The organism is Sphingomonas sp. (assembly GCF_039595165.1).
GTDB lineage: Bacteria > Pseudomonadota > Alphaproteobacteria > Sphingomonadales > Sphingomonadaceae > Sphingomonas.
On the sequence record NZ_JBCNMA010000105.1, the window covers coordinates 1 to 12,364 of the forward strand.

Below are 12,364 nucleotides of genomic sequence, written 5' to 3' on the forward strand. Positions count from 1 at the left end.
CGAGGGTGACGAACTTGGCGCTGGCGCGGGCGTGCAGACCGCGGCGGTTGCCGATCAGGACGGTCCGGCTGACGCGACTCAAGCGGCAGCCTCCCCGAGGACCTCGGACGCGACGGTGATGTACTTGCGGCCCGCCTCGCGCGCGGCGGCGACGGCTTCGGTGACTTTCATCGTCTTGCGCGCGCCGCCCAGGCGAATCAGCATCGGCAGGTTGATGCCCGCGATCACCTCGACCCGGCCGGCTTCCATGAGCGAGATGGCGAGGTTGGACGGGGTGCCGCCGAACAGATCGGTCAGCACGATCACCCCGCGCCCCGCGTCGACGTCGGCGATCGCCTTGGCGATGTCGGACCGGCGGCCCTCCATATCGTCCTCGGGGCCGATCGAGATGGTGGCGATGCGCTCCTGCTTGCCCACCACATGCTCCATCGCGACGACGAACTCCTCCGCGAGCCGCCCGTGCGTCACGAGTACCAGACCGATCATTTCAAAATTTGTCCCATGCGGTTCATCTTGCGACCGGGGGGCCTTCTAGCGAGTCCTGCGGCGCGGTCTGCAAGTCACGATGTGCCACCGTGGGCGAAAATCCGGCGTCGCGCAACCGGGCAGCGACGCGTTCGGCGACATGGACCGAGCGGTGTCTCCCTCCGGTACAGCCGAAGGCGATGGTAACATAGGATTTTCCCTCGGCGCGGTAGCGCGGGAGCAGCGTCAGGATGAGCCCCTCGATCCGTTCCAGCGCATCGGGATAGGCGGGGTCGGCGGCGACGTAATCGGCGACGTCGCGGTCCTTGCCGGTGCCGGGGCGCAGCGAATCGACCCAGTGCGGGTTGCGCAGGAAGCGCATGTCGAACACGAAGTCGGCGTTGGCCGGGATGCCGCGCGCGAAACCGAACGACATCACCGACAGGGTAGGCCCGCCCAGCCCCTCGCCCGAAAAGGTCGCGCGGATCTGCTGCGCCAGCTCGTTCCCGCTGAGCGTGGTGGTGTCGATCAGCCGGTTGGCCCAGCGCCGCAGCGGCTCGAGCAGCTCCCGCTCGCGCGCGATGCCGTCGCCCGCCGGGCGGTCCTGCGCCAGCGGGTGGCGGCGGCGCGTCTCGTTGTAGCGGCGCTCGAGTTCGGCGCCCGCGCAGTCAAGGAACAAGGTGCCGATGTCGTAGCCGCGATCGTCGCGCAGCTTCTTGATGCGCCGCACGATGCTGTCGGCGTCGAACCCGCGCGTGCGTGTGCCGATGCCGAGCGCGAGCGGGCGGTCGTCGCCGTCGGCGCCCTCGGCCGGCTCGGTGTCGAGCAGGCGATTGAGCAGCAGCAGCGGCAAGTTGTCGACCACTTCCCAGCCGAGATCCTCGAGCGTGCGCAGCACGGTCGACTTGCCCGCGCCGGACATGCCGGTGACGAGCAGGATCTGCTTGGGCCTGATCTTGCTCACGTGGCGGAGCTCATGCCGCGGTCCAGCCGATATGGCGCAGCGCCAGCTCGACCTTGACCGGCGCCGAGGGTTCCAGCGCGGCGAGCGCGACTTCGGGGATGTCGATCCCGGCGATGCGGCGCTTCTTCGGCCCTTCGGGCATGCGCGGCGGATCCTCGAGGATGGTGACGAGCAGCGCGACCGGCGCACGTTCCTGGTGCGGCATGTCGATCACGCCGATCCCCCGCACCTCGATCTTGCCGGCGATGTTGGCCGGCGGCGACCCGACCAGCGCGCCGTCGGTGCGGGTGCAGATGGTGTAGTCGTCCGACACCAGCACCGCGCCGCGATCGATCAGCCGCAGCGCGAGGTCGGACTTGCCCTCGCCCGAGCGGCCCTCGATCAGCACCGCGCGCCCGCTGATGGCGACGCACGACGCATGCAGCGTTTCGGAAGAGACGACGGCCACGCGATACCCCCGTATTGTCAGCCCGGCTGCACCAGGGGAAGGCGGACGAAAAAGCGTGCCCCGCGCATGCGATCCTCCCGCGATTCGACCCCGATCGTGCCCTGATGGCCTTCGACGATGGTACGCGCGATGGCAAGCCCCAGCCCCGAATGCTGGCCGAACGCCTCGGCGTCGGGGCGCACCGAATGGAAGCGCCGGAACACCGCCTCGCGCGCTTCCTCGGGCACGCCGGGGCCTTCGTCCTCGACCCGCACCTCGAGCCTGTCGTCGACCGTGGCGACCGACAGCGTGACCAGCCCGCCCTCGGGCGAGAAGGAGATGGCGTTGTCGATCAGATTCTCGAACACGCGTTCCAGCCGCGCGCCTTCGCCCATCACCCGCGGGATCGGTCCCATCGGTTGGTCGAAACGCAGGCGCACCTCGCGCGCGATGCCGCGCTCGCCGCGCTGGGCGATGAGGCCGTCGAGCATCGCGACGATGTCGACCGATTCGAACTTGGCGCGCGAGAGCTGCGCGTCGAGCCGCGACGCCTCCGAGATGTCGCTGATCAGCCGGTCGAGCCGGTGCACATCGTCGCGCACGATCGCCAGCAGCCGCTCCTGCAGCTCGGGATCGCGGACATTGGCGAGGCCGTCGACCGCGGAGCGCAGCGAGGCGAGGGGATTCTTGAGCTCGTGCGCGAGATCGGCGGCGAACGCCTCGGTCGCATCGATCCGCGCGCGCAGCGCCTGGCTCATGTCCGACAGCGAGCGCGCGAGGTGGCCGATCTCGTCGCGCCGCTCGGGCAGGCGCGGCACCACCACTTCGCGCGCGCGCCCGAGCCGCACGCGTACCGCGGCGCGGGCGAGGCGGCGGAGCGGACGGACGATCGTGCGCGCGAGGAACAGCGAGAGGAAGATCGACAGTCCCATCACCACCGCAAGCACCACCCCGAGCCGGAAGCGCTCGATCCGCACCGTCTGGGTGATCTCACGGGCATTGTCGGTGGTGAACACCGCGCCCTCCGGACCATAGGAAGCGGCGGCGGTGATCACCGGCGTACGATCGGGGGCGCGCCACACGCTGGCGCTGGCCTCGCCCGTGCGCAGCGCGGTCGCGAGGTCGGGCCAGTCGAGTCCCTTGTCCAGCGCGCGCTCGCGGAACTGCGGGGCGCGGTCGGCGCCGGCCACGGTGTCGATGATCGCGTCGAGGATGCGTGCGGCGGTCTGGTTCCACGGATCCTTGTCGGGATCGCGCAGCACGATGTTGTGGAGGCCGAGCGCCTTGGTGTCGAGCCGCACGCGGCCCGAATGGTCGTAGAGGCGGATGCGCAGCCCTGCTTCGTTCGCGATGCGCAGCACCAGCGCGTTGCGGTCGTCGGGCGGGGTCATCGCCACCGCCTGCGCGATCAGCCGTGCCTCGCGCCCCGCCTGCTCGACCTTGTCGTCGACGATCCGCGCGCGGAAGCTGTCGAGATAGAAGAAGCCGCCCGCCAGCATCGCCAGCGCGAAGATGTTGACCGCCAGGATGCGCGGCGTGAGGCTGAGCCGGGCCGACCAGCGCAGCGCGAGATCGCGCTCGTCGGCGCGCGCTTCACTCGTCCGAGAATCGATATCCGGCGCCATAGAGCGTCTCGATGGCGTCGAACTCGGGATCGACCTGGCGGAACTTGCGGCGAACGCGCTTGATATGGCTGTCGATGGTGCGGTCGTCGACATAGATGTCGTCCTGATACGCCGCGTCCATCAGCTGGTTGCGTGTCTTGACGATGCCGGGGCGTTGCGCGAGCGTCTCGAGGATCAGGAACTCGGTGACGGTCAGCGTCACATTGTCGCCGCCCCAGGTCACCTTGTGCCGCGCCGGATCCATGCTCAGCCGGCCGCGATCGAGCACGGGCTGCACTTCCTCCGTGGCGTCCGCGCCTGGGGTCGCGGTCGCCGCCTCCGTCCGGCGCAGGATCGCGCGGATGCGCGCGATCAGCAGCCGCTGGCTGAACGGCTTGGCGATATAGTCGTCTGCGCCCATCGCGAGCCCCAGCGCCTCGTCGAGCTCGTCGTCCTTGCTGGTGAGAAAGATCACCGGGGTCGCCTGGCGCTCGCGCAGGCGGCGCAGCAGCTCGAGCCCGTCCATCCTGGGCATCTTGATATCGAGCACCGCCAGGTCGGGCGGATTCTCGATCAGCGCCTTCAGCGCGCCCTCGCCGTCCGAATAGACGCGCGTGACGAAGCCTTCGGCCTGCAGTGCGATCGAGACCGAGGTCAGGATGTTCCGGTCGTCGTCAACCAGCGCGATCGTTGCGGTCATGGCGCGTGGCGTAGCCGAATGCGCCGGCCTGCTCAACTGGCTGGTCGGAGCGGGCAGCCGCTTTGGCTGCCCGATCTTGCCAACGTTGTCGGACGGAGCATCGCGCCACGTCAACGTTGTCGTGTAATCCGAATTGGTTAGCTCACGAATTGACACCGGTTACTGGCATTGACCCCCCTCTGGGGCGCTGCCTATGCGCGACTCATTGATTACATAAGAGACGATCGCCGGACCCGATGCAGGTCGGCGATGGGGAGACGGACATTGACTGATCGCAAGCCGGCAACCAGCCTCGACGCCCTCGGCGTCGGGGACGCAGCCACCATTCACTGGAACCTGCCGACCGCGCCGCTGGTCGAGCACGCCGTGCAGCGCGGCGAGGGCAGGCTGGCCAAGGACGGTCCGCTGGTCGTCGCCACCGGCAAGCACACCGGGCGCAGCGCCAAGGACAAGTTCATCGTCCGCGACGCGACGACCGAGGACAGTGTCTGGTGGGGCGAAGTCAACCGCGCGCTGAGCCCCGAGCATTTCGCCGCGCTCAAGGCCGATTTCCTCGCGCATCTCGGCACCAAGGACACGCTGTTCGTGCAGGACCTCTATGGCGGCTCGCAGCCCGAGCACCGCGTCAACGTGCGCGTGGTCAACGAATTCGCCTGGCACAGCCTGTTCATCCGCACGCTGCTGGTGCGGCCCACGGCGGACGAACTGGCGGGCTTCGCACCCGAATATACGATCATCGACCTGCCGAGCTTCCGCGCCGATCCCGCGCGCCACGGCACGCGCAGCGAGACGGTGATCGCGGTCAATTTGACCGAGAAGCTGATCCTCATCGGCGGCACCGCCTATGCCGGCGAGATGAAGAAGAGCGTGTTCGGCCTGCTCAACTATCTGCTGCCGCCCAAGGGTATCATGCCGATGCACTGCTCGGCCAATATCGGCCCGAATGGCGACACCGCGGTGTTCTTCGGCCTCTCGGGTACCGGCAAGACCACGCTGTCCGCAGATGCGTCGCGCACGCTGATCGGCGACGACGAGCATGGCTGGTCGGACACCGCGGTGTTCAACTTCGAGGGTGGCTGCTACGCCAAGATGATCAATCTCTCGCCCGAGGCGGAGCCGGAGATCTACGCGACCACCAAGCGCTTCGGCACGGTGCTCGAGAATGTCGTGATGGATGATGCGACACGCACCCTCGACCTCGACGACAACAGCCTCGCCGAGAACAGCCGCGGCGCCTATCCGATCGACTTCATCCCGAACACGTCCGAGCACAATCTCGGGCCGGTGCCGAAGAACATCATCTTCCTGACCGCGGACGCCTATGGCGTGCTCCCGCCGATCGCCAAGCTGACGCCCGAGCAGGCGATGTACCATTTCCTGTCGGGCTATACCGCCAAGGTCGCGGGCACCGAGATCGGCGTCAACGAGCCCACGGCGACCTTCTCGACCTGCTTCGGCGCCGCCTTCATGCCGCGCCACCCCTCGGTTTACGGCAATCTGCTCAAGAAACGGATCGCGGAGAGCGGGGTCGATTGCTGGCTGGTCAACACCGGCTGGTCGGGCGGCAAGGCGACGATGCCGGGGATCAAGCGCATGCCGATCAAGGTGACGCGCGCGCTGCTCAACGCCGCGCTCGACGGCAGCCTCAAGCACGCCGAGTTCCGCAAGGATCCCAATTTCGGCTTCATGGTGCCGGTCGAGCTGGGCGAGATCGATCCCAACATGCTCGATCCGCGCGCGGCCTGGGCCAATAAAGCCGAATATGACGCCACCGCCGCGAAACTTGTCGATGAATTCGTCGCCAATTTCGCGCAATTCGCCGAGCATGTCGACGAAGGGGTAAGGCAAGCCGCACCGCAACGCCGGCAACCGGCTACCGAACCCGCCTGAATTGCCCGGTCATCGATCGGGCTCCCAAGAGAAAGCCCGATCGATGACCGACCATCCCATCCGCTTCTTCACCGACGACGCCGCCATCGCCCATCTCGGCGAGGGACTGCTCGCCTGCACGCTGGCGCGCGAGGAATGGACGCACGAGGCGCACCTCGCTGCATGCCTCTACCTGCTGACCCGGCGACCCGATATCGATGTCGACGGCGAGATCGCCGGCATCATCTCGCGTTTCAACGAGAGCGTCGGCGGGGTGAACGACGACCAGAGTGGCTATCACGACACGATCACGCGCGCCTATGTCGCCGGGGTGCGGCGGTTCCTGCGCGAGGGCGGGACCGGCGAGCTGACCGCGGACGTCAACGCCCTGCTAGCGAGCGAAGCGGGCAGCCGCGACTGGCCGCTGCGCTTCTACAGCCGCGACCTGTTGTTCTCGGTCGAGGCGCGGCGCGGGTTCGTCGAGCCGGACCGCGCGCCGCTACCCTGAGCCGTCAGTCGAGCATCGAGGCCGGAACCTTGCCGCCGTTCGCGGCGAGCTCCTGCATCACGCGCTTGTGCAGCCAAATGTTCATCTCGGCGCTGCCGTCGAGCTCGCCGGTATAGCCCAGCTCCTGCGCCAGCTCCTTGCGCTCGGCGAGGCTCGATTCGAGGCCGACGAGCTTCATCAGGTCGACGATCGACGTGCGCCAGTTGAGATCGCGGCCGTCCATGCCGTCGAGTTCGACCAGCACCGCCTCGATATCCACTTCCTGCGGCGCTGCCGGCGCGGGCTGGGGCTGCGGAGCGGCTTGCGGCTGCAGCGTGGCTTCGGGCTGTGGCGCCGGGGCCGGAGCGGCCTTGGCCTTGCCGAAAATCGCATCCTTGATCGACGAGAAAATGCCCATGGGTGCTCTCCTCAAAACGCCGCTGTGATCGTGCGGCAGGTCACCTGACCACCATGCTGGCGACGCTTGGCGACAGGGCGATGACGCATGAAACAGGGAAAAGTGCCAAGCGTAACGAACCGTGCCTCGCCCCGATTTCGCGGCCGTGATAGGCAAGCACAGCCACCCATGTACGGCAAGGGAGAACGAGCGATGAGCATTCTCGACAGCATTCTCGGCCAAGTCGCTGAAAACTCGACGGTCACCAATCTAGCGGCGAAGGTCGGTCTATCGCCCGAGCATGTCGAGTCGGCGATCCAGTCGCTGGCGAAGCATCATGTGATGGAAGGCGACACTGCCGAAGGCGCAGCCGCCGCGACCGGACTGCCGGTCGACAAGCTCCAGGAGATCATCGGCCAGATCGGCGGCGAGGGCTCGCTCGGCCATTTCGCCAACCTGCTCCAGCAGGACGGCGCCGGCGGTATCCTCGGCGCGCTCGACAAGGACGGTGACGGCAACCCGCTCAACGACTTGACAGGGATTGCCTCGGGCTTTTTCGGCAAGAAGTAACGCTTTTGCGCCGCTCGCTTGACAGCAAGCGGGCGGCGCGGTCTTGTGAAAGGCGATGGGGGCGGCGATCCCCCCAAGAGGCGTCAGCCGAAGTGTCGCGTCCGCAATCTTTCGTAGGGACGCACCATGCCTGCACCAGATCTGATTTCCGTTTCGACGCTCGCCAAGCTGACCGGCGCGCCGGATGCGCCATTGTTGATCGACGTTCGCGAGCCCGCTGGCGCGTATCGGATTCCGGGCGCGACGCGCCGCCTGCCCGCCGGCACGGATCGCCGCGCCGTGGTGATCGGGGAGGATGGCGGCGCCGCGGCCCACGCGGCCGCCGCCAGGCTGCGCCATGACGGCGTCGCGGCCGAAGTGCTCGATGGCGGACAGGCGGCGTGGATGGCGGCAGGCCTGCCATTGGTGCCCGAGGCGGCGCTTGTCCGCGATCCCGAGGATCGCTCGCTCTGGGTGACGCGAAGCCGGCCCAAGGTCGACCGCATCGCCTGCCCGTGGCTGATCCGCCGCTTCGTCGACCCGCACGCGGTGATCCTGTTCGTGGCGCCGGGGGAGGTGCCGGGCGTGGCCGCGCGGACCGGCGCGGCGCCGTTCGACATCGCTGCCGAGGGCGTGCGCTGGACGCATCGCGGCGAACTCTGCACGTTCGATGTGATGGTGGAGGAGCTGGGCCTCGCCGGGTTCGAGGCGCTGGCCCAGCTCGCGCCGATCGTGCGTGGCGCGGATACCGCGCGGCTCGATCTCGCACCCGAGGCGGCGGGGTTGCTCGCCGTATCGCTCGGCCTGTCGCGGCTGCATGCCGACGATCATCGCCAACTCGACGCCGGCATGGCGATCTATGACGCGCTCTACCGCTGGGCCCGCGACGCGCGCGAGGAGAAGCACGACTGGACCTCGCACCAGCCGCGCGGAGCCAAGGCGTGAGCGCCGCGGCGCTGGCGGGCACACGGCCTGCGCCGGTCTCGCTGAGTGAGGCTGCAGGTGTGTGGGCGCGGATCGCCGCGCTTTCATTCGGCGGGCCGGCGGGGCAGATCGCGGTGATGCACCGCATCCTCGTCGACGAGAAGCGCTGGATCGGCGAGCATCGCTTCCTCCACGCGCTCAACTTCTGCATGCTGTTGCCGGGACCCGAGGCGCAGCAACTCGCCACCTATATCGGCTGGCTGCTCCACAAGCGGCTGGGCGGGCTGATCGCCGGCGGATTGTTCATCCTGCCCGGCGCGCTGGCGATCATGGTGCTGAGCTGGATCTATGTGCTCTACGGCAATACCGGACTGGTCGCCGGCCTGTTCCTCGGGCTCAAGGCGGCGGTGCTCGCGATCGTACTGCAAGCGGTGATCCGCATCGGCAGCCGCGCATTGCGGTCAATGGAGGCGAAGCTGCTCGCGGGCGCGGCGTTCGTGCTGATTTTCTTCCTCCAGGCGCCGTTCCCGTTGATCGTGCTCGCCGCCGCGCTGATCGGGTGGCTCGCAGGGCGCGCGGGAAGCGCCGCATTCAAGGGCGGCGGGCACGGCGGCGCCGGCGGCGGCGTGGCCGATGCCGAGACGCTGCTCGGCGAGGAGCTGCCCGATCACGCCCGGCCGCGCTGGCGTGGCGTGGTGTTCGACGTCGTCCTGTGGCTGGGGCTATGGCTGCTTCCGATCGCGGCGCTGCTCGCCATGCTCGGTCCCGATCATGTGTTCAGCCAGATCGCGGTGTTCTTCGCCAAGATGGCGATGGTGACGTTCGGCGGCGCCTATGCCGTGCTTGCTTATGTCGCGCAGCAGGCGGTGGAGAATTACGGCTGGCTCGGCGCGCGGGAGATGCTCGACGGGCTCGGCATGGCCGAGACCACGCCCGGGCCGCTGATCATGGTGCTGCAGTTCGTCGGCTTCCTCGGCGCCTATCGCGATCCCGGCATGCTCTCCCCGCTTTGGGCCGGGACGCTCGGCGGCTTGCTCGCGACCTGGGTGACCTTCGCGCCGTGCTTCCTGTGGATCTTCCTCGGCGCGCCGTTCATCGAGCGGATGCGCGGCAACGCGGCGCTCGCGGGCGCGCTGTCGGCGATCACCGCGGCGGTGGTGGGGGTGGTGCTCAACCTCGCCTTGTGGTTCGCGATCCACGCGGTGTTCCGCCGAGTGACGCCGGTCGAGGCCGGGCCGGTCCGGTTCGACTTGCCCGTGCTCGCGAGCATCGATCCGTGGATCGCCGCGCTGACCGCAGCCGCCATCGTCGCGGTGTTCCACTTCCGGATCGGCACCTTCACCGTGCTCGCGGCCGCCGCGCTGGCCGGCGTCGCGCTGCGGCTCGCCGGGCTGGCGTGAGCCGTCAGCCGAACAGGCTGCCGTCGGCGACCTCGCTATGCTCGACGGTCTCGGGCCGTTCGAGCAGGTAGCGGTCGTCCTCGGGATAGTAATGCGCGGCCTCGACATCCGCGCCGGCAAAGGCGCGGATGTCGTCGAGCGTGCGCCACCAGCTCAAGGTGACGACCTCGCTGGTACCGTCGCTGAGATCGCGGAACAGCATCTGCCAGCCGAGATTGCCCGGCGTCGCGGCATATTCGGCGCCTCCGGTCTCCGCGATATAGGCGCGATAGGCCGCGCGGTCGGCGGTGCGGATCACGCCGCGCCAGCGCCGCAGGATCATGCGCGGCGGCTCGCGATGTGGCGATCGATGACACTCTCCAGCACCGTCAGCGGCACGCTGCCGCCGAGCACGACCGCGTCGTTGAACGCCTTGAAGTCATAGCGGCTGCCCAGCGCCTTCTGTGCCTTGGTGCGAAGCGTGTTGATCTCGGTATGGCCGAGCTTGTAGCCGCACGCCTGGCCGGGCCAGGAGCAATAGCGGTCGACCTCGCCGCTGACTTCCTCGACCGACGAGCCGTTGGCGGTGGCGAACCACTCGATCGCCTGGGCGCGAGTCCATCTCTTGGCGTGGAGGCCGGTGTCCACGACCAGGCGGCAGGCGCGGAAGGCGAGGCTCTGGAGATAGCCGAGCCGCCCGATCGGGTCGGTGTCATAGGCGCCGAGCTCGGCCCCGAGCTGCTCGGCGTAGAGCGCCCAGCCCTCGGTATAGGCGTTGAACGAGAGCAGCGAGCGCACCAGCGGCAGCTTGAAGGTGTATTCGCCCTGCCAGGCGTGTCCTGGAATGCCTTCATGATAGGCGAGGGTGGGCAGGCTGAAGCGCGAGTGCAGCAGCGTGGTGCGCAGGTTGAGCCACACCCGGCCCGGCACCGTGCCGTCGATCGAGCCCGCGCCGCCATAGGCGCCCGGCGCGCCCGGCTCCTCGGCGAGCGGAAGCCGCTTCACCTCGACATTGCCCTTGACCAATGTGTGGAACGCCCGCGGCATCCGGGCGCGCATGTCCATGATCCGGTCGGTCATGAACTTGAGGATCTCGGCGCGGCCCGCGTCATTGTCGGGGAACAGGAAGCGCGGGTCCTTGCCCAACGCGGTCATCCGCGCGCCCACCGTGCCCTGGGTGAAGCCCTGCTTCCTGAGGATCACGTCCATCTCGGCCTGGAGCGCCTTCAGCTCCTCCTGGCCGGTGCGGTGCACCTCGTCCGGGGTCATCGTGGTGGTCGTGCCGGCACGCAGCGCCCAGGCGTAATAGGCTTCGCCGTCGGGGAATTTCCACACGCCCGCGTCCGAGGTCGCCTTGGCGCGGTGACGCTTCAATTCCGCGATCTGGCGGTCGAGCGCCGGGGCGACCTTGCCCGCGGCGATCCGCGCCGCCTCCGCCGCCTGGCTGCCGGTGACCGCGGACTTGCCGGCGTAGTTGGTCACCATCTCCCACTTGCCGGCATCGGTGCCGCGGGTCAGCGCGATCTGCTTGAGACATTTGTCGAGCAGGAAGTCGGGCGCGACGACGCCCTTGTCATAGGCGATCTTGAGCCGCTCGGTCTCGCCGTCGAGCAGTGCGGCATATTGGCCGAAGCGTTCGAGCCAGCTCGCCGCGTCGGCCGCGTTCTCGACCTTGTGCTCGGTGTCCAGGAAGCGCGGGATGTCGAGATAGCCGCCGACATTCTGGACGACGACATAGGGCGAGTTGCGCCAGCCGCCGACCGCGACGTCGCCATAAGGGAAGGCCATGCCGTCGAGCGCGCTCTCGAACGAGGTCGTGACCGCGTCGACATTGGTGCGCATCACCGGGCTGAGGCTCTGGGGATCGAGCGCCTTGAGCTCGGCGACCCGCTTGCGCAGCCCTTCGGCAACGCGCGCCTTGCCGGCGATCGTGCGGTCCTCGAGCCTCGAGCGGAGATGGGCGCGCTCGCCCTTGTCGATGCCGAGGCTGGTGGCGCCCTCGGGCCCGTTCTCGAGCAGTTGCTCGGCGGTGGCGGCGAGCAGCCTGTCCGCCGCCGCGTCGCCCGGCGCGGCCGCCTGACCCCGCGCGAAGGCGGGCAGCGCCGGCAGCGTCGCGAGCGTGGCGGTGGTGGCGAGGAACTGGCGGCGAGTGGTGCGCATGAGGTCTCCGAGGAACGCGGGAGGTGGTTTCGGATGAGACCTTAGCGGCCCCCCTCGTAGGCGTCACCCCACCTGCTGCTTCCGTTACCCTGAACTTGTTTCAGGTCCGTCTCTCCATAGGCGACTAGGCCGCTGGTCGAAGGATGGATGCTGAAACGAGTTCGGCATGACGGAAAAGAGGGGCGTGAATTACCCTTCGATCGCCTTCACCGCCTCGACCACCACCACGCCGCCGCGCACGCCCGCGATCCGCGCCCTGGTGCCCGCCGCGAGGTCGGGGCCCTCCGCCGGCCACTCGCCGTCGCCGACGCGCACGCGACCGGTGCCGCCCTCGATCGCTTCGACCACCGTCACCGTCTGGCCGATCATCCGTGCGGCGCGATTGTTGAGGTCGGGGTCGCTGCTCGGCACCGGGTTGGCGCCGTACCAGCGCTTGCCG

15 protein-coding genes are annotated in these 12,364 nt (G+C 68.6%); 5 read left to right on the forward strand and 10 right to left on the reverse strand.

Features of this window, described 5'->3' with window-relative positions; translation table 11 throughout:
* The 6 genes from ABDV68_RS14825 to ABDV68_RS14850 form a co-directional block, all read right to left on the reverse strand.
* Positions 1-82 (reverse strand): HPr family phosphocarrier protein (locus ABDV68_RS14825; protein WP_343520881.1); only part of this gene is annotated, 82 nt, incomplete at its 3' end.
* Entirely contained in the window at positions 79-486 is a 408-nt protein-coding gene (locus ABDV68_RS14830) for a PTS sugar transporter subunit IIA (protein ID WP_343520862.1), read from the reverse strand. The genes ABDV68_RS14825 and ABDV68_RS14830, both read right to left, overlap by 4 nt.
* A 22-nt stretch (positions 487-508) precedes the next feature.
* Positions 509-1,429: an RNase adapter RapZ gene (gene rapZ, locus ABDV68_RS14835; protein WP_343520864.1), complete on the reverse strand. Its 921-nt coding sequence runs from the start codon at positions 1,427-1,429 to the stop codon at positions 509-511.
* A 10-nt stretch (positions 1,430-1,439) separates the two neighbouring features.
* Positions 1,440-1,877, reverse strand: coding sequence for an HPr kinase/phosphatase C-terminal domain-containing protein (locus ABDV68_RS14840; protein ID WP_343520865.1), 438 nt, complete (start codon positions 1,875-1,877; stop codon positions 1,440-1,442).
* A gap of 17 nt (positions 1,878-1,894) precedes the next feature.
* Positions 1,895-3,481 carry an ATP-binding protein gene (locus ABDV68_RS14845; RefSeq protein WP_343520867.1) on the reverse strand — a complete coding sequence of 529 codons (1,587 nt, stop codon included), beginning with the start codon at positions 3,479-3,481 and terminating at the stop codon, positions 1,895-1,897.
* Complete coding sequence (locus ABDV68_RS14850) at positions 3,450-4,160, reverse strand: response regulator transcription factor (RefSeq protein ID WP_343520868.1); 711 nt, start codon at positions 4,158-4,160, stop codon at positions 3,450-3,452. The genes ABDV68_RS14845 and ABDV68_RS14850 overlap by 32 nt, the downstream gene beginning before the upstream one ends.
* 264 nt (positions 4,161-4,424) lie before the next feature.
* Here ABDV68_RS14850 and ABDV68_RS14855 point away from each other — a divergent pair, with 264 nt between their 5' ends.
* Together ABDV68_RS14855 and ABDV68_RS14860 are read left to right on the forward strand one after the other, a co-directional pair.
* Positions 4,425-6,050 (forward strand): phosphoenolpyruvate carboxykinase, encoded by a 1,626-nt coding sequence (locus ABDV68_RS14855; protein ID WP_343520870.1) that lies wholly within the window; start codon positions 4,425-4,427, stop codon positions 6,048-6,050.
* A 43-nt stretch (positions 6,051-6,093) separates the two neighbouring features.
* Entirely contained in the window at positions 6,094-6,537 is a 444-nt protein-coding gene (locus ABDV68_RS14860) for a hypothetical protein (protein WP_343520872.1), read from the forward strand.
* A gap of 4 nt (positions 6,538-6,541) precedes the next feature.
* Here ABDV68_RS14860 and ABDV68_RS14865 read toward each other — a convergent pair whose 3' ends face one another.
* Entirely contained in the window at positions 6,542-6,934 is a 393-nt protein-coding gene (locus ABDV68_RS14865) for a DUF3597 domain-containing protein (RefSeq protein ID WP_343520873.1), read from the reverse strand.
* A gap of 192 nt (positions 6,935-7,126) precedes the next feature.
* On the opposite strand from ABDV68_RS14865, the gene ABDV68_RS14870 reads away from it, so the two are divergent.
* The 3 genes from ABDV68_RS14870 (at position 7,127) to chrA (ending at position 9,786) form a co-directional block, all read left to right on the forward strand.
* Complete coding sequence (locus ABDV68_RS14870; protein WP_343520875.1) at positions 7,127-7,483, forward strand: hypothetical protein; 357 nt, start codon at positions 7,127-7,129, stop codon at positions 7,481-7,483.
* Positions 7,484-7,609: 126 nt separating this feature from the next.
* Positions 7,610-8,407 carry a chromate resistance protein ChrB domain-containing protein gene (locus ABDV68_RS14875; protein WP_343520876.1) on the forward strand — a complete coding sequence of 266 codons (798 nt, stop codon included), beginning with the start codon at positions 7,610-7,612 and terminating at the stop codon, positions 8,405-8,407.
* Positions 8,404-9,786: a chromate efflux transporter gene (gene chrA / locus ABDV68_RS14880; protein WP_343520877.1), complete on the forward strand. Its 1,383-nt coding sequence runs from the start codon at positions 8,404-8,406 to the stop codon at positions 9,784-9,786. The genes ABDV68_RS14875 and chrA overlap by 4 nt, the downstream gene beginning before the upstream one ends.
* A 4-nt stretch (positions 9,787-9,790) precedes the next feature.
* Here the strand turns inward: chrA and ABDV68_RS14885 are convergent, their stop codons facing one another.
* The 3 genes from ABDV68_RS14885 to ABDV68_RS14895 all read right to left on the reverse strand — a co-directional run.
* The gene (locus ABDV68_RS14885) at positions 9,791-10,108 is read right to left on the reverse strand and encodes a hypothetical protein (RefSeq protein ID WP_343520878.1); all 318 of its coding nucleotides are present in this window, start codon (positions 10,106-10,108) and stop codon (positions 9,791-9,793) included.
* Positions 10,105-11,925: a DUF885 family protein gene (locus ABDV68_RS14890; RefSeq protein ID WP_343520879.1), complete on the reverse strand. Its 1,821-nt coding sequence runs from the start codon at positions 11,923-11,925 to the stop codon at positions 10,105-10,107. Before ABDV68_RS14890 ends, ABDV68_RS14885 begins: the two co-directional genes overlap by 4 nt.
* A 189-nt stretch (positions 11,926-12,114) precedes the next feature.
* On the reverse strand, positions 12,115-12,364 hold a 250-nt coding region (locus ABDV68_RS14895; protein WP_343520880.1), incomplete at its 5' end, for an NfeD family protein.